Below are 15,868 nucleotides of genomic sequence, written 5' to 3' on the forward strand. Positions count from 1 at the left end.
ACTCCTCGCGCTCACTCGGCCTCCACCTCGGGGCCGAGTTCGGTCAGGAACGATTTCGCCCAGTGCCCCACGTCGTGGGTGCGTAGATGACGTTGCATGATCCGCATGCGTCGACGGGCCTCCGGCTTCTCCACGTGTACGGCCCGCAGGAGAGCGTCCTTGACGGCGTCGGGGTCGTGCGGGTTGCACAGGAACGCCTGGCGCAGCTCGGTGGCGGCGCCGGCGAACTCACTGAGCACGAGCGCGCCGCCCTGGTCGTCGCGCGATGCCACGTACTCCTTGGCCACCAGATTCATTCCGTCTCGCAGCGGGGTCACCATCATCACGTCGGCCGCCACGTACAGCGCGGCCAGTTCGGAGCGACTGTACGACTGATGCAGATAATGCACCGCAGGCACGCCGACTCTACCGAATTCGCCATTAATCCGACCAACCTCGCGTTCCACCTTGACGCGAAGTGCCTGGTAGTGCTCCACACGCTCCCGGCTGGGCGTGGCGACCTGCACCATAACCGCCTCGGGAACTGTCAACTTTCCGTCAGCAAGAAGTTCCCGGAAGGCCTTGAGTCGAAGCTCGATGCCCTTGGTGTAGTCCAGCCGGTCGACGCCCAGGATGATCGTCTTCGGATTGCCGAGCTCCTCGCGGATCTGCTTGGCCCGGGCCTGGATCGCCGGATCCTCGGCCAGCCGCTCCATCTCCCTGGTGTCGATCGAGATGGGGAAGGCGCCCGCCTTCACCTGGCGGCCGTCCACCTGGATCATCTGGCCCTCGTAACGGAGGCCGAGCAGGTGCCGAGCCAGCCGGACGAAGTTCTGCGCGGCCAGTCGCTGCTGGAACCCGACCAGATCGGCCCCGAGTAGACCGCGCAGGATCTCGGTGCGGAACGGCATCTGCATGAACAGCTCGATCGGCGGGAACGGGATGTGCAGGAAGAAGCCGATCTTCAGGTCGGGTCGCAGCTCGCGCAGCATCGCCGGGACCAGCTGGAGCTGGTAGTCCTGCACCCAGACGGTCGCCCCCTCGGCCGCCACGTCCGCCGCGGCCTCCGCGAAACGGGCGTTGACCAGGCGGTACGCCTCGCGCCAGCGGCGCTTGTAGGCCGGCGTCTCGACCGCGTCGTGGTAGAGGGGCCAGATGGTGGCGTTGGACTGGCCCTCGTAGTAGCGCTCCAGTTCCTCGGCGCTCAGCGGCACCGGGTGCAACCGGATGCCCTCCAGGTCGAACGGCTCCGGTGCGGCACCGGTGCCGCCGGCCCAGCCGACCCAGGTGCCCTGGTGCTCGGCGAGGACGGGGTGCAGCGCGGTGACCAGCCCTCCCGGGCTGCGTCGCCACTGCCGCCCCTCGGGTGTGCTCACCTCGTCGACCGGCAGTCGGTTCGCCACTACGACAAAGGAGCTACGGACGGTCACGATCGGCCACCTCCGGGTGCTGACGGGTCCACCGCGATGAGCGTACTGAGCGTAGCTGCGGTGCTTTGGCCCCCGTGTCGGACTCACCTACCCGTCCCAGAACCGCCGAACCCTGATCGTGATCTTGTTGACATCGGCGGTTCAGAGGTCGATGACCGGCCACTCCTTCGGCAGCACCTCGCCGAGCAACTCCCGCCGGTCCGTCATGATCGGAGTGGTGGCCCGTGTGGCCTCCAGCGCCGCCTGGGCCAGGTCCATGCTTCCCAGGGTGCGGGACCAGCCGCCGAGAAACATGCACATGTCATGCTCGACGGGAGTGACGATCACCTGGTCGAGATCGCCGAGGGTGTCCAGGAGGCGCCAGCCGTCGGTGGTCACCCGGCGGTACGCCTCGGCGAGGCACAGTGCGGGCACGATCACCGCCTGCCGCCGGTCCGCCACCTGGGCGATCTGCTCCCCGACCGCCTCGGTGCCTCCGGAGTAGGCCACCAGGCATGCGGTGTCGAGCACCAGGCCGGCGTCAGTCACGGATGGTCAGCCGTCCGCGGGACGACTCGCTCAACAGTGCGGCCGCCTTGGCGCGCAGCTCCGGAGTGATCTTTGCCTGTGCCTCGTCGAGCGTGCGGCCCGCCTCGGCGACCCCGTCCTCGGAGAGTCGGAAGCCGGCCTCGCTCCGCGACGTCGTCGGGGACGCTGATGGCGATCTTCCTGGTCATACCGGGGACACTAGCGAGTTATACCGCCGGGGACAACGAGGGCTCGACGCCGTACCGCCGGGGTGGGGTGATGTGGGCGTGGCCGCCCGTACCTGTCAGGATTGACGACGGCGTGCGCGCGGCCGGCTCCCGGCCGACGGCGGCGAGCGGAAGTCGCAACCAGCGCCCGCGCCCCACCAGCTCGCGACCGCAACCGACGGAGGTAGCCCGCACCGTGGCCCAGTTCATCTACGTCCTGGAAAAGGCGCGCAAGGCGCACGGCGACAAGGTCGTGCTCGACAACGTGACGCTGAACTTCCTGCCGGGGGCCAAGATCGGTGTGGTCGGCCCGAACGGCGCCGGTAAGTCCAGCCTTCTCAAGATCATGGCAGGGCTGGACCGGCCCAGCAACGGCGAGGCCCGGCTCATGCCCGGCTACACCGTCGGCCTGCTGGCCCAGGAGCCCCCGCTCAACGACGCCAAGACCGTGCTCGGCAACGTCGAGGAGGCGGTCGCCGAGATCAAGGCCAAGCTGGAGCGGTTCAACAAGATCGCCGAGCAGATGGCGACGGACTACTCCGACGAACTGATGGAGGAGATGGGTCGGCTCCAGGAGGAGCTGGACAACGCCGACGCCTGGGACATCGACTCCAAGCTCGAACTGGCGATGGACGCGCTGCGCTGCCCGCCGCCGGACGCCGACGTGACCCAGCTCTCCGGTGGTGAGCGTCGCCGGGTGGCGCTGTGCAAGCTGCTGCTGGAGGCGCCCGACCTGCTGCTGCTGGACGAGCCGACCAACCACCTGGACGCGGAGAGCGTGCAGTGGCTGGAGCAGCACCTCGCCAAGTACGCCGGCACCGTCCTGGCCATCACGCACGACCGGTACTTCCTCGACAACGTGGCCGGCTGGATCCTGGAACTCGACCGGGGCCGGGCCATCGGCTACGAGGGCAACTACTCCACCTACCTGGAGAAGAAGGCCGCCCGGCTCTCGGTGGAGGGCCGTCGGGACGCCAAGATGAAGAAGCGCCTCGCCGACGAGCTGGAGTGGGTGCGCTCGAACGCCAAGGCCCGCCAGACCAAGTCCAAGGCCCGCCTCGACCGCTACGAGGAGATGGCCAGCGAGGCGGAGAAGACCCGCAAGCTGGACTTCGAGGAGATCCAGATTCCGCCGGGTCCGCGCCTGGGCAACACCGTCATCGAGGCGCAGAACCTCACCAAGGGGTTCGGCGACCGGGTGCTGATCGACAACCTGTCGTTCTCGCTGCCACGCAACGGCATCGTCGGCATCATCGGTCCGAACGGCGTCGGCAAGACCACCCTGTTCAAGACCATCGTCGGGCTCGAGCAGCCGACGAGCGGCGACGTCAAGGTCGGCGAGACCGTGTCGCTGTCGTACGTCGACCAGAACCGGCAGGGCCTGGCCGGCGACAAGACGGTCTGGGAGGTCGTCTCCGACGGGCTGGACCACCTCATGGTCGGCAAGGTCGAGATGCCGTCGCGGGCGTACATCGCCGCGTTCGGGTTCAAGGGGCCGGACCAGCAGAAGCCGACCAAGGTGCTCTCCGGCGGCGAGCGTAACCGGCTCAACCTGGCGCTCACCCTCAAGATCGGCGGCAACGTCATCCTGCTCGACGAGCCGACCAACGACCTGGACGTGGAGACCCTCTCCAGCCTGGAGAACGCGTTGTTGGAGTTCCCCGGCTGCGCCGTGGTCATCTCGCACGACCGGATGTTCCTGGACCGGGTCGCCACCCACATCCTGGCCTGGGAGGGTGACGACGAGAACCCGGCCAAGTGGTTCTGGTTCGAGGGCAACTTCGAGGCGTACGAGAAGAACAAGATCGACCGGCTCGGCGCGGAGGCGGCCCGCCCGCACCGGGTGACCTACCGCAAGCTCACCCGCGACTGAGCATGGCGGACCGCTTCGTTTACCACTGCACGCTGCGCTGGTCCGACCTGGACGCGTACGGCCACGTCAACAACGCCCGCTTCCTCACCCTCTACGAGGAGGCCCGGGTGGCGATGATGTTCGCCGGTGGCCGGGCGTGGGGGGTCGACTCGTTCGCCGACGGGGTGGTCATCCGCCGGCACGAGGTCGACTACCTGCGGCCGATCGACTACGCCCTCGGCCGGGCCACCGCCGAGGCGGCCCCGACCGTCCGGATCGAACTGTGGGTGGAACAGATCCGGGCCGGTTCGTTCACCGTCGCCTACGAGTTGTACGACGGCGAGGTGCTGGCCAGCACCGCCCGTTCGGTGTTGGTGCCGTTCGACCTGACCGCGAAGCGACCCCGGCGGATCAACGACGACGAGCGGACCTTCCTGCTGTCGTACGCGCCGGCCGGCGGGCCGGGGTGAGCGGGGCGGCGACGGCGCCGGGACACGGGCTGGAGGGCGTCGCCGACGCGGGCGCCTTCCTGGCCCGGCTGGTCCGCTTCGACCCGGCCACCGTGGTCCGGCTCCGGCCGGTCGACGGGGCCGGGCGCACGGCGCTGTGGGCCCGGCTGCCCTGGGATGCCCTGGTGACCCGGACGGTCGCCGGGCGTGCACCGGGCGACGTCACCGTCTCCGCCATCGACCTGCTGGCCCGTCTGGAGTCGGCCGACGCCGCGTTGCCGACCCGGCGGGACGAGCGGTGGCGCTGGCCGCTGCCACCGGTGGCGAGCCGGGGGGTGGAGCAGGTGCCGGCCGGGGAGCTGCGCCGGATCGCCGAGGCGGCTGCGGGCACCCTGCGCAGCGCGGCGGCACACGGGGTCGGTGGCCGGGCGGTGGGGCAGCGGGTGCTGCGCGACGCGCTACTGGACCACGTCGCGGTGGTGGTGACCCCGGACGACGCGTCGGGTGAGCCGGTCGAGGTGAGCCAACGGTTGGTGCAGGCGGTGGTCCGGATGGGTTTTCTCGGCCCGGTCGACGCCGCCGGTGCGGCCCAGGTCCGGGTGGCCGGCCGCTGGGTCGGACTGGTCGGACCGTACGGAACGGCATGGTCGCGCAAGGTTCACGAACTCGCCATCCAACCCCGCAAGGACCACCCGAAAGTATGACCCATGGTCATTCTTCTGGCCTGGTGCTGTCGTTGGGGGGGTGTCTCCGGCCGGCTATCCGGGTACCGTCCATCCTCGGATCCAACACACCGTAGGCGTCCGGATCCGCTGGGGAGTGAGGTGCGCGAGCGATGCCGTGGTGGTCATGGCGCCCTGGTTCCGTCACAGGTGGCGATCAGGAAACTCGAAGCGGGACCACAGTGGACAGCAACCTCCGGGTCGGACCACCGTCCCCCCGGCAGCCGGGTGACGACTGCTGCAAGGCCGCCGACCGACCGGTGGCCGGCGACCTGCCCCCCGCGGTCGCGCCGGTCACCCTGCGCCGGGTCTGCGACGCGCTCGACCTGCTCGACGTGCGTTACCTGGCCGACGGTGACGGCAACCTGCTGGCCATGTGGGAACGGCACGCGGTACTGGTCACCCTGGAGGGTCCGGAGGACGAGATCCTGGTGATGCGCGCCCGTCCACACGCCACCGTCCCCCCGGACTGGGCGGACCGGGCCTACCGGGTGGTCAACGAGTGGAACCACACGCGGCGGTTCTGCAAGGCATACATCGGTGACCCGACCGAGCGCGGCCAGCTGCCCATCTACGCCGAACTCCAGGTGCCGCTCGGTGCCGGCACCCACGACGCGCTCCTGGTGGAGCTGCTCGACTGCGGCGCGGCCGTCGCGACCACCTTCGTCGACTGGCTGCACGACGAGGGCGCGCTGCTGTAGGCCCGCCGCCGGCTGCCGGTCGGGCGGTGTCCGGGCCGGCCGGTTCAACCGGTTGGGTCCTCCATGACGTTCACCATGAAGTAGGCCGCCCGCTCCAGGTAGTCCCAGAGCGCTGCGGCGATCTCCGGCGGCAGCTCCAGCCGGTCGACCGCGCGTCGCATGTGGTGCAGCCACGCGTCCCGCTCGGCGGCGCCAATCCGGTACGGCGCGTGCCGCATCCGCAGCCGCGGGTGCCCGCGCTGCGACGAGTAGGTGTTCGGGCCACCCCAGTACTGCATGAGGAAGAGGGTCAGCCGGTCGGCGGCTGGCCCGAGGTCCTCCTCCGGATACATCGGGCGCAGCAACGGGTCGGTGGCGACGCCGGCGTAGAACTCGTCGACCAGCTTGCGGAAGGTGGGCTCGCCGCCGACCGCTTCGAAGAGGGTCGTCGGCGGCTCGGTACGGTCGGACTCACCTGCGGGGCTCACCGTTCCATCCTGCCAGGCGTCCCGGCCCGGCGGGCGCCGCCCACCGCCCGGGCGGCGGCGGTCACGTCGCCGCGGGGCTGCGCCGGTCCCGTTCGTCGATCCGGTCGCCCGGAGCTGCCCGGCCGGTCCCGGGATGAGACCCGACGGGAGCGGGCAACCCGTCGGTCGCCGCGTTGGCGTTGGCACGGGTGGCCGCCGCCACCGCCGACTCGACGGTCGAGCCGTCCGGCCAGCGCAGCGCCGCGACGAGCATCAGCAGGACGCCGGCGGCGCTCCACGCGCCGACCACCACGGGGATGGAGAACCGGTCCGCGAACAGCCCGGTGACCAGTACGGCGGCCCCCTGGATCACCTGCATCCCGCTGGCCATCACGCCGAAGGCGCGGGCCCGGTAGCCGTTGGGCAGGGCGCGGACGAACAGCCCGTTGGCGGTCGGCAGCACTCCCGCGACGGCGAACCCACACCCGGCGGCGAGCAGGGCCACCACCACCGGCGGTGGGTCCAGCAGCGCGGGCACCAGCACCAGCGGTGCCGCCACCGCCAGGGGGCGCATCAGCATGATCCGGCGGGCCGGCGCGACCGCCCGTCCGACCAGCAGTCCACCCAGGATGAAGCCGACCGGGCCGGCCGCCATGATCAGCGCCTGCGACGGGCCGCTGCCCAGTCGGTCGTCGGCCCGTTCACCGGCCCAGGCGGCGGCGAGCCCTTCCGGAACGATGGAGAAGAGCATGGCGCTGAAGACCAGCACGGCGATCGCCCGCAGGACCGGGTTGCCGAAGACGATGCGGAATCCCTCGGCGGTCTCCCGGAGCAGGTGACTGCGGTGGGTGGCGTTCATCGCCGGGGCACGGTCGCGTACCCCCCACCGGACCAGCACGGCCGACGCGGCGAAGGTCGCCGCGTTGATCAGCAACGCGACGGTCGGGTTCACCGCGGCCACGGCGGCCCCGAGCAGGTATCCGACGACCTGGGCGGCCTGGCCGGTGCTGGCGTTCAAGGACAACGCGACGACCAGTCGGTCACCGCTGAGGATGGTCGGCAGCAGCGCCGACCTGGCCGCCTGGCTGGGCGGGTTGGCGAGCGTGGTGGCGAAGAGCAGGACCAGGATCACCCAGACCGGGGACTGCGGCACCGCGATCAGCGCCATCAGTGTCATCCGGATCAGGTCGCAGACCACCATCACCCGGCGGTACGGGTACCGCTCGGCCAGTGCCGCGAGCAGCGGCCCCCCGGCGAGCCAGGGGAGGTAGCTGACCGCGAACGCGGCGGCGGAGAGAGCGATCGACTCGCTCTCCCGGTAGACCAGAACGGTGACCGCCGCCTTGGCGAGGTAGTCGCCGATCCAGGACAGGAGGCTGGCGGTGAAGATCGCCCGGTACTCGGGCTGGGCGAACACCTCACGGAAGGTAGCCGGGCGGTCCGGAGAGGCTTGCTCGTCGGACACCGTCGCCTCCATCGGACCCGCCGGCACCGCTCGTGACGGCCTGGCGGACCCCGTCGTCAGATCTACGGATCAGCGAGGAAATGGTCACGCTCCGGCGGGAGCGCGTGCTCCGGATTCTGCCCGATCGTCTGACAACTGGCTAGGGCGAACGGATCGATCGTCGCATCTCCGACTGAACGAACGGACGATACCCGAGGGTTCGGGTGGTCGGGAACCCCCAGAATTCGGGTCAGGTGGCACCCCCCTGACCGGTGGGCGGGGTACCCCCGGCGGCCGGTCCGCCGCCGGCCGGCGCGGTCATCGGCAGGCCGGGATAGAGCCGGGCCGCGGCGATCTTCGCGGTGATGCCCGAGTTCTCCAGCGCCTCGGCGAGCCGGCGGCGCAGCTCGCGACCGACCGAGAACTGGCCGTCCGCCGTCGTCTTGACCACGGTTCGGATCACCGCGCCGTCGACCGTCATCTGCTCCACGCCCAGCACCTCCGGCGCTTCGACGATCTCCGGTGCCAGCTCCGGGTCCATGGCCACCGACGCCGCCGCGGTACGCAGCACGGCCGTGGCCTCCTCGGTGCTGGCGAACCCGATCGGCAGGTCCACCACCACCAACGCCCAGCCCTGGCTCTTGTTGCCGACCCGGACGATCTCACCGTTGCGGATGTACCACAGCACCCCGCGCCCGTCGCGGACCGTGGTCACCCGCAGCCCCACCGCCTCGACCACGCCGGTGGCCTCGCCCAAGTCGACTGTGTCACCCACGCCGTACTGGTCTTCGATGAGCATGAACAGGCCGGCGAGCAGATCCTTCACCAGGCTCTGCGCGCCGAAGCCCAGGGCCACGCCGGCGATACCGGCACTGGCCAGCAGCGGGGCGAGGTCGAAGCTGAACTCCCTGAGCACCATCAGCAGCGCGATGCCGAAGACGAAGGCGGTGACCATGCTGCGGAGCACCGAGCCGATCGCCTCGGCCCGCTGCCGGCGGCGCTCCGGGACGAACTGCGCCGGGTCCGCCGCCGCGGAGGGGATCCGCTCCCGCAACGGCCGCAGCAGGGTGGGCATGGTGCTCTCGCTGGTGGTACGGACCAGCCGGTTGATGGTCCGGTGCAGCGCCCACCGGGCGAGCAGCGCCAGCAACAGGATCAGGACGACCCGCAGCGGCTTGAGCAGAATCCAGTAGCTGCCCTCGGCGAACCAGGTCGATCCGGTCGTGTCCAGCACAAAGCCGCACAGGGGGTCGTCGAGGCAGCTCTGCGACGGGGTCGGGTCGATGATCGGTTCGGCGAGGACGGTCAGGTCGGCGGCGCGCACCCTGCTTTCGTACCCCACCGTGGAGCAGGGGCCAGCGTCGACCCGCCGGCTGCTCGGGGTGTCGTTACTCATGATCACAGGTGCCGAACCGGTCATTTTCACACGCCCGGCTGCAGGCTTCCCCGGTGCCCCGGATTAGTGCGTGCAATCCGGGGTCTTATCAGGGACGATTGGCGCAACGGACGTCGGTGATCCTGCCGGCGTCGGTCGTGGTCACCCTGTGTCCGCAGGGCGCGGCCGGCGCGGCCAGCGGTGGGAGCGGCTGGACCGGGAGGGTGAGCACGATGCCTGACATACGACCCACGGTGGGCTCCGGCGCGCTGGTTCTCAACGCCACCTACGAGCCGCTGTGTGTCGTGTCGGTGCGTCGTGCCGCGATCCTCGTGCTCTCGGCCAAGGCGGTCTGCGTCGCCGACGGCGACGGGGTCCTGCACAGCGCCCGAAGTGCCCTGCCGGTGCCCTCGGTGGTCCGCCTCACCCGCTTCGTCCGGGTGCCGTACCGCACCCACGTCGGCCTCTCCCGACGGGCCGTCTTCGCTCGCGACGGCGGGCGGTGCGCGTACTGCCGGGGGCCGGCGGAAACCATCGACCATGTCTTCCCGCGCAGCCGGGGCGGTCGGCACGCCTGGGAGAACGTGGTCGCCGCCTGTGCCCGCTGCAACCACACGAAGGGCGACAAGACCCCCGCCGAACTGGGCTGGCGGTTGCACAGCATGCCCGTCGCCCCCAAGGGGACGGCCTGGCGGGTGCTCGGCCACCGCGCCCCCGACCCGCGCTGGGAGGACTGGCTCGACCTTCGGGAGTCGCTGCGCGAGACCGAGGCCGCCTGAGCCGGTCGCTCACCCGTCACGGGCGCGGACCAGCGAGGCGTACACCACCACGTTGTCGGCGTACCCGGTGTCACCGCCCACCCAGCGCCCGCCACAGGTGATCAACCGGAGGTTCGGGCGGCTGAAGTCACCGTAGATCTCGTCCACCGGCAGTCGCTCCTTGCCGTGCCGCTGCACCCGGTCGACCTCGAAAACGGCCACCTTCCCGTCCTCGCGGGTCACCTCGACCTCGTCGCCGTCGCGCAACTCCCGCAGCCCGTGGAAGACGGCCGGGCCGGCGCTGGTGTCGACGTGCCCGACGATGACCGCCGGGCCGTACTGGCCGGGGGTGGGGCCCTGGTCGTACCAGCCCGCCTCCTGGGCTCGGGCGGCGTCCGGCACCCCGATGCTGCCGTCCGCGGCGATGCCGACGTGGTGCACCGGCGCCCGCACCTCGATCCGGTCGATCACGATCCTGGTCGGCGGGCTCGCCGGCAGGACCGGGAACCCTCTCGGCGGCGGACGCAGCCCGGCGATGAACCGGTCCGGCAGCAGGCTCAGGCCGGTCACCCGTTCGGCGCCGAGCAACGCGACGATCAGCACCATCAGTCCGGCGACCACCATCACCGGCAGCCCCGGCCCCGGGGCCCCGACCCGGCGGGACAGCGGCCGGTACGGGCGGCGGGTCGCCGGGCGTACCGGGGTGGTGTGCGCGACGGGGTCGGTGGTGGACACGCTGGCGGCGACGGCGTGACCGGCCACCCGGCGTAGTCGGCCGGCCGCGCGGGCCACCAACCGGGCGGTGGCCCGCAGCCGGTCCGACCGTGGCGTACGCGAACGTGCGCGGGCCATGGCGGCGTGGGGTCAGGAGCCGGTCCCGGCCCGACGCCGACCCCCGCCGAGCACCCCGAGGCCGGCCACCACCGCGACCGCGACCAGCGCGCCGACGAGCAGCAGCGAGCCGGCCCCACGGTCGTCGGCGGTGCCGCCGCCCCCGGTCGCCGGCCCCTTGGTCGGTTGGGTCATGTTGAGCACGGTGAGCACGGTCGACGCGGTCTGTCCGTTGGCGCAGCGCAGGTCGACCGGATAGTCGCCGGCCTCCCGGTTGCGCGGGATGGTGACCGCCCCGGTGAGGAAGCCGTTGTCCGGCCGCAGCACCACCCGGCCGAACGCGTCGGACTGCACGGTGGCCTGCTGGTTGTTGGCGGTGTCGCAACTGGCCCGGATGTTGACCCGGGTGCCGGCCTGTGCGGTGTTCGGCGTGACCTCGACGAAGGTGTTGTCGCCCGCGCGGGCCGGTGTCGCCCCGGACAGCACGAACGCGACGAACATCGCCAGCACGGCGGAGAAGGCACGATGGTGCCCGATGAGCCCCCGCATGATTCCCCCCTCCCGGCATGTTCGCCGGCATCCTGCGACGGGTGTCCGGGCCTGCATTCCCGCTGGCGGGACGGCAAACCCGGGGGATCACTGAGGGTGATTGGTGGGAGGAAGTGGCGGGTCAACGACGACGGGTGGAGGCGGCGCCCGCCACGGGCGGCAGCGGAGCGACCGGGTGCCAGTCCAGTGGGGTGGACAGCACCATCGTGCTCGACGGCTGCCCGTACGGAGCGAGCCGGTCGATGACCGCCTCGAAGCCCTCCATCGAGCCGGCGGCCACCTTCAGCGCGCTGCACGCGTCGCCGGTGATCCGGTGGATCTCGCGGATCTCCGGCCACTCGGCCACCGCCGGGTCGTGCAGGATGCAGCGCGGCCCGTAGCAGGACATCCGGATCAGCGCGAGCACGCTGCGGCCGGCCCGGGCCAGGTCGACGTGGGCGTGGTAGCCGAGAATCACCCCGGTCGCCTCGAGCCGGCGCACCCGCTCGGCCACCGCCGGTGGGGACAGGTGCACCCGCCGGGACAGCTCGCTGTACGACAGGCGCGCGTCGGCCTGCAACTCCCGCAGCAGCGCCCAGTCCATGTCGTCCATGCCCGGACTTTACCTTCCGCAGGTAGAACCCGGACAACACCTTCAGACCGCAAGGTGACCCTGCCCTAGTGCCGTCGGATCGGCATTCCATCGACCGTCCGTACCGCGGGACCATGTCGTATCCGGCCACGGAGGTGACGAGACGGTGAAGCAGACAGACCGGCGGGCGACGACGCTCACCGCAGCGGTGCGCCCGGCCACCCCCCAGCAACGGACCGCACGCGCGGCCCGCAACCGCGGCGAGCCGACCCTGGAGTTCGCCGACCGGGTGCCGTACGACGCGTACGTGCACGCCAGCACGCTGCACCGGTTGCAGCAGCCGCTCAGCGACGACCCGGGCGAGATGTCCTTCCTGATGGTCAGCCAGATCATGGAGCTCTACTTCGGGCTGACCTGCCACGAGCTGCGCCAGGCGCAGCGGGACCTGCGCGCCGACCGGGTCTGGGACGCCCTGGCCCCGCTGCGCCGCGCCGCGCTGCACCTGGAAGGGCTCAATGCCGCCTGGCGCGGTCTGCGCTGGATGACCCCGGCCGACTTCAACCGGTTCCGCGATCTCCTCGGCGAGGGCTCCGGCTTCCAGTCGGCGATGTACCGGCGGCTGGAATTCCTGCTCGGCCTGCGCGACCCGGCCCTGATCCGCCCGTTCCGGCGCCAACCGCAGGTGTACGACGAACTGCGCGCCGCCCTCGCCGCGCCGAGCCTCTGGGACGACGTGGTCGCCCTGCTCGCCCGGCACGGTCACGACCTCCCCGCCGACCTGCTCGGCCGGGACGTCTCCGTCGAGCATCATCCACATCCGGCGGTCGAGGCAGCCTGGCTGACGGTCTACGACGACAACCGCCCCGACAACCAGCTCCGGCTGCTCGGTGAGGCGCTGACCGAGGTGGCCGAGCAGTTCGGCGACTGGCGGTGGAACCATGTCAAGGCCGTCCAGCGCACCATGGGCGCCAAGGTCGGCAGCGGCGGCTCCGCCGGTCTGGCCTGGTTGCAGCGCAGCATGGCCCGGGTGGTCTTCCCGGAACTCTGGTCGGCCCGGACGGCGATGTGAGCGGGGGAGCGGACGTGCCCGACGAGCAGGAGGCCCACCGCCTCGACAAGGCCGACCCCGGCCACCGCCACCTCTTCCACGTGCCACCGGCCGACGGCGGTCGCTACCCGGAGGCCGCCTACCTGGCCGGCAACTCCCTCGGCCTGCAGCCCCGCGCCACCTGCGACGAACTCCTCGCCGACCTGGACGCGTGGCGCCGGCTGGGCGTCGAGGGGCACCTGGAGGCCGAGCGGCCGTGGCTGTCGTACCACGAGCTGTTGGCCGCGCCGGCCGCGCGACTGGTCGGCGCGTCGCCCGCGGAGACCGTGGTGATGAACTCCCTCACGGTCAACCTGCACCTGCTGATGGTGAGTTTCTACCGCCCGGCCGGGCGGCGGACCCGGATCGTCGTCGAGGACACCGCCTTCCCCTCGGACTCCTACGCCGTCCGCAGCCAGGCCCGTTTCCACGGCCTCGACCCGGACGCCACGGTGGTACGCCTGAAGCCCCGCCCCGGCGAGGAGAACCTGCGGACGCGGGACGTCACCGACTTCCTCGCCGCCGAGGGCGACACCGTCGCGCTGGTGCTGCTCGGCGGCGTCAACTACCTCACCGGCGAGCTGATGGACATCCCGGCGATCACCGCCGCCGGCCGGGCCGCGGGCGCGGTCGTCGGCTGGGACCTGGCACACGCCGTCGGCAACGTGCCGCTGGCGTTGCACGACTGGGACGTCGACGTCGCCGCCTGGTGCTCCTACAAGTACCTCAACTCGGGACCGGGATCCGTCGCCGGAGTCTTCGTCCACCAACGCCACCTCGGCGACCCGAACCTGCCGCGGTTCGAGGGCTGGTGGAGCACCGAGGCGGCCACCCGGTTCGAGATGACCCCGGTCTCCCGGCCACCGGCCACCGCCGAGGCCTGGCAGATCTCCAACCCGCCGATCCTCGCGATGGGGCCGGTGCGTACCTCGCTGGAGCTGTTCGACGCGATCGGCATGCCGGCGCTGCGGGCACGCAGCGTCCGGCTCACCGGCTACCTGCACCGGCTGCTCGACGAGGTGACCGCCGACCGGCCACTGGCCGTCATCACCCCGCGCGAGGCCGACCGGCGGGGCTGCCAGCTCTCGGTGCGCGTCGGCGCGGGCAGCGCCGCCGAACTGACCAGGCGGCTGCGTCACGAGCACGGTGTCATCGCCGACGCCCGGGAACCGGACATCGTCCGGTTCGCCCCGGTGCCGCTCTACTCGACGTACCACGACTGCTGGCGGGTGGCCGAGGCGCTGGCCACCACCGTGGAGGCGACCTCATGACCAGCGGACGGGACGAGATCGCGGTGGTCGGGGCCGGGCTGGCCGGCTGCCTGCTGGCCTGCTTCCTGGCCCGGCGCGGGTACCCGGTCGCGCTCTACGAGCGGCGGCCCGACCCGCGCACCAGCACGGCGGAGCGGGGGCGCTCGATCAACCTGGCGCTCTCCGCGCGCGGCCTCGACGCGCTGCGCCGCATCGGCCTGGACGAGCAGGTGATGGGCGACGCGCTGCCGATGCGCGGCCGGATGATCCACCCGGTGGCCGGGGAACCACGGTTCCAGTCGTACAGCGCCGACGGCGACCGGGCGATCAACTCGATCAGCCGCAGCGCGCTGAACAACGCCCTGCTCACCGCCGCCGCCGCGCGGCCCGGCGTACGGATCGCCTTCGACCACCGGCTGGTCGGGCTCGACCCGGCCACCGGCGAGATGGCATTCGAGACCCCGCAGGGCAAGCTCACCGCCACCGCGCCGGTCGTGCTCGGCGCCGACGGAGCCGGCTCCGCGGTGCGCGGGCAACTGCTCGGGTACGGCGTGCTGGACGAGAGTCTCGACTTCCTCGACTACGGCTACAAGGAGCTGACCATCCCGCCGGTCGGCGGCGAGTTCGCCCTCGACCCGGCGGCCCTGCACATCTGGCCGCGCGGCACCTCGATGATGATCGCGCTGCCCAACCCGGACCGCTCCTTCACCTGCACGCTGTTCTGGCCCACCCACGGCACCGCCGCCTTCGCCTCGCTGGGTAGCCCGGCGGCCGTCGAACGGCACTTCGCCACCCACTACCCGGACCTGCTGGCACTCGCGCCGAACCTGGTCGACGACTACCGGCACAACCCGGTCGGAGTGCTCGGCACGGTCCGCTGCCACCCGTGGCAGGTGAACGGCCGGGTGGCTCTGCTCGGCGACGCCGCGCACGCCATCGTCCCGTTCTACGGCCAGGGCGCGAACTGTGCCTTCGAGGACGTGGTGGAGCTGGACCGCTGCCTGGACGAGTGCGGTGACCGGTGGGCCTCGGCGCTGCCGTTGTTCCAGCGGCGGCGACAGGCCAACGTCGAGGCGATCGCGCGGATGGCGTTGGCCAACTTCGTGGAGATGCGCGACAAGGTCGCCTCCCCGGTCTTCCAGGCCCGCCGCCGGATCGAACACGCCCTCGAACGGGCCCTGCCCGGCCGGTACGTCTCCCAGTACGAACTGGTGTCGTTCTCCACCACCCCGTACGCCGAGGTGCGCCGCCGGGTCCGCCGGCAGTACGCCGCGGTCGGGGCGGCGGCGGCCGGCACCGCGGCGCTGCTGGCCGGCGTCGGCGCGCTACTCGCCCGGGGCAGGCGCGGATGACCCGCTTCGACGACGAGGACGAGCGTCCGGGTGGCCCGGATCTTCAACGACCTGACCCTGGAGTCGGGTGGTCGGCGAGGCGGAGTTCCTCACCGCCGAGCAGCGCGACCGGCTGCTCGGCGGCAACGCCCTCCGCTTCCTCGCCCTCGACCGGCGGTACGCCGGTCGAGGGCGGCTCAGCGGCGACCGTGACGGGACGGGCTGCCCGGACGGCACGGCCTCGTCCGTACGCCCGGGTCGCTGACCGCCGGGGGACCGGGCAGGTGCCCGGCCGCCCGGCGGGTGGTGTCGAGGGGATCGGGCCGCGGAGGGTTCCACCACCAGCGGCGGTCCGGTGG

The 15,868-nt window shown here is 71.7% G+C and carries 17 protein-coding genes; 9 read left to right on the forward strand and 8 right to left on the reverse strand.

Annotated elements, in window-relative coordinates:
• Nucleotides 1-11: 11 nt before the first annotated feature.
• Nucleotides 12-1,409: a trehalose-6-phosphate synthase gene (locus E1182_RS03975; RefSeq protein ID WP_132261250.1), complete on the reverse strand. Its 1,398-nt coding sequence runs from the start codon at nt 1,407-1,409 to the stop codon at nt 12-14.
• Between the two features lie 141 nt (nt 1,410-1,550).
• Nucleotides 1,551-1,937 (reverse strand): hypothetical protein, encoded by a 387-nt coding sequence (locus E1182_RS03980; protein WP_132261251.1) that lies wholly within the window; start codon nt 1,935-1,937, stop codon nt 1,551-1,553.
• A 402-nt stretch (nt 1,938-2,339) separates the two neighbouring features.
• On the opposite strand from E1182_RS03980, the gene ettA reads away from it, so the two are divergent.
• The 4 genes from ettA to E1182_RS04000 all read left to right on the forward strand — a co-directional run bounded on the left by ettA (nt 2,340) and on the right by E1182_RS04000 (nt 5,867).
• Nucleotides 2,340-4,016: an energy-dependent translational throttle protein EttA gene (gene ettA / locus E1182_RS03985; RefSeq protein WP_132261252.1), complete on the forward strand. Its 1,677-nt coding sequence runs from the start codon at nt 2,340-2,342 to the stop codon at nt 4,014-4,016.
• A 2-nt stretch (nt 4,017-4,018) separates the two neighbouring features.
• Nucleotides 4,019-4,465 carry a thioesterase family protein gene (locus tag E1182_RS03990; RefSeq protein ID WP_132261253.1) on the forward strand — a complete coding sequence of 149 codons (447 nt, stop codon included), beginning with the start codon at nt 4,019-4,021 and terminating at the stop codon, nt 4,463-4,465.
• Nucleotides 4,462-5,148: a hypothetical protein gene (locus E1182_RS03995; protein ID WP_132261254.1), complete on the forward strand. Its 687-nt coding sequence runs from the start codon at nt 4,462-4,464 to the stop codon at nt 5,146-5,148. The genes E1182_RS03990 and E1182_RS03995 overlap by 4 nt, the downstream gene beginning before the upstream one ends.
• 131 nt (nt 5,149-5,279) lie before the next feature.
• A complete protein-coding gene (locus tag E1182_RS04000; RefSeq protein ID WP_132261255.1) occupies nt 5,280-5,867 on the forward strand; it encodes a YbjN domain-containing protein in 588 nt (195 codons plus the stop codon).
• A 44-nt stretch (nt 5,868-5,911) separates the two neighbouring features.
• Here the strand turns inward: E1182_RS04000 and E1182_RS04005 are convergent, their stop codons facing one another.
• From E1182_RS04005 to E1182_RS04015, 3 genes are all read right to left on the reverse strand, one after another.
• Nucleotides 5,912-6,334, reverse strand: a complete 423-nt coding sequence (locus E1182_RS04005; protein ID WP_132261256.1) for a globin — start codon at nt 6,332-6,334, stop codon at nt 5,912-5,914.
• Nucleotides 6,335-6,395: 61 nt separating this feature from the next.
• Entirely contained in the window at nt 6,396-7,790 is a 1,395-nt protein-coding gene (locus tag E1182_RS04010) for an MFS transporter (protein WP_132261257.1), read from the reverse strand.
• 217 nt (nt 7,791-8,007) lie between these two features.
• The gene (locus E1182_RS04015; protein WP_132261258.1) at nt 8,008-9,153 is read right to left on the reverse strand and encodes a mechanosensitive ion channel family protein; all 1,146 of its coding nucleotides are present in this window, start codon (nt 9,151-9,153) and stop codon (nt 8,008-8,010) included.
• A gap of 212 nt (nt 9,154-9,365) precedes the next feature.
• Here E1182_RS04015 and E1182_RS04020 point away from each other — a divergent pair, with 212 nt between their 5' ends.
• Complete coding sequence (locus E1182_RS04020) at nt 9,366-9,911, forward strand: HNH endonuclease (RefSeq protein ID WP_132261259.1); 546 nt, start codon at nt 9,366-9,368, stop codon at nt 9,909-9,911.
• A 9-nt stretch (nt 9,912-9,920) separates the two neighbouring features.
• Here the strand turns inward: E1182_RS04020 and E1182_RS04025 are convergent, their stop codons facing one another.
• The 3 genes from E1182_RS04025 to E1182_RS04035 all read right to left on the reverse strand — a co-directional run bounded on the left by E1182_RS04025 (nt 9,921) and on the right by E1182_RS04035 (nt 11,862).
• On the reverse strand, nt 9,921-10,742 hold the full coding sequence (locus tag E1182_RS04025) for a class F sortase (protein ID WP_132261260.1): 822 nt from the start codon (nt 10,740-10,742) through the stop codon (nt 9,921-9,923).
• 12 nt (nt 10,743-10,754) lie between these two features.
• The gene (locus E1182_RS04030) at nt 10,755-11,231 is read right to left on the reverse strand and encodes a hypothetical protein (protein WP_132261289.1); all 477 of its coding nucleotides are present in this window, start codon (nt 11,229-11,231) and stop codon (nt 10,755-10,757) included.
• Nucleotides 11,232-11,391: 160 nt separating this feature from the next.
• Nucleotides 11,392-11,862 (reverse strand): Lrp/AsnC family transcriptional regulator, encoded by a 471-nt coding sequence (locus E1182_RS04035; protein WP_132261261.1) that lies wholly within the window; start codon nt 11,860-11,862, stop codon nt 11,392-11,394.
• Nucleotides 11,863-12,007: 145 nt separating this feature from the next.
• Here E1182_RS04035 and E1182_RS04040 point away from each other — a divergent pair, with 145 nt between their 5' ends.
• The 4 genes from E1182_RS04040 to E1182_RS30855 all read left to right on the forward strand — a co-directional run bounded on the left by E1182_RS04040 (nt 12,008) and on the right by E1182_RS30855 (nt 15,774).
• On the forward strand, nt 12,008-12,910 hold the full coding sequence (locus tag E1182_RS04040) for a tryptophan 2,3-dioxygenase (protein WP_132261262.1): 903 nt from the start codon (nt 12,008-12,010) through the stop codon (nt 12,908-12,910).
• Entirely contained in the window at nt 12,886-14,199 is a 1,314-nt protein-coding gene (gene kynU / locus E1182_RS04045) for a kynureninase (RefSeq protein WP_371687511.1), read from the forward strand. Before E1182_RS04040 ends, kynU begins: the two co-directional genes overlap by 25 nt.
• Nucleotides 14,196-15,530 carry an NAD(P)/FAD-dependent oxidoreductase gene (locus E1182_RS04050; RefSeq protein WP_132261264.1) on the forward strand — a complete coding sequence of 445 codons (1,335 nt, stop codon included), beginning with the start codon at nt 14,196-14,198 and terminating at the stop codon, nt 15,528-15,530. Before kynU ends, E1182_RS04050 begins: the two co-directional genes overlap by 4 nt.
• Before the next feature lie 67 nt (nt 15,531-15,597).
• Complete coding sequence (locus E1182_RS30855) at nt 15,598-15,774, forward strand: hypothetical protein (RefSeq protein WP_165942503.1); 177 nt, start codon at nt 15,598-15,600, stop codon at nt 15,772-15,774.
• The last annotated feature ends 94 nt before the right edge of the window (nt 15,775-15,868 follow it).

Origin of the sequence: Micromonospora sp. KC721 (assembly GCF_004348355.1) — a bacterium.
In the GTDB taxonomy this organism is placed as follows: domain Bacteria; phylum Actinomycetota; class Actinomycetes; order Mycobacteriales; family Micromonosporaceae; genus Micromonospora.

Bases quoted from the DNA above. Each gene is read 5' to 3' on its own strand.
- E1182_RS03990 (WP_132261253.1), top strand. From the start codon at position 4,019: ATGGCGGACCGCTTCGTTTACCACTGCACGCTGCGCTGGTCCGACCTG.
- E1182_RS04000 (WP_132261255.1), top strand. From the start codon at position 5,280: ATGCCGTGGTGGTCATGGCGCCCTGGTTCCGTCACAGGTGGCGATCAG.
- E1182_RS04010 (WP_132261257.1), bottom strand. From the start codon at position 7,790: ATGGAGGCGACGGTGTCCGACGAGCAAGCCTCTCCGGACCGCCCGGCT.
- E1182_RS04015 (WP_132261258.1), bottom strand. From the start codon at position 9,153: ATGAGTAACGACACCCCGAGCAGCCGGCGGGTCGACGCTGGCCCCTGC.
- E1182_RS04020 (WP_132261259.1), top strand. From the start codon at position 9,366: ATGCCTGACATACGACCCACGGTGGGCTCCGGCGCGCTGGTTCTCAAC.
- E1182_RS04025 (WP_132261260.1), bottom strand. From the start codon at position 10,742: ATGGCCCGCGCACGTTCGCGTACGCCACGGTCGGACCGGCTGCGGGCC.
- E1182_RS04035 (WP_132261261.1), bottom strand. From the start codon at position 11,862: ATGGACGACATGGACTGGGCGCTGCTGCGGGAGTTGCAGGCCGACGCG.
- E1182_RS04050 (WP_132261264.1), top strand. From the start codon at position 14,196: ATGACCAGCGGACGGGACGAGATCGCGGTGGTCGGGGCCGGGCTGGCC.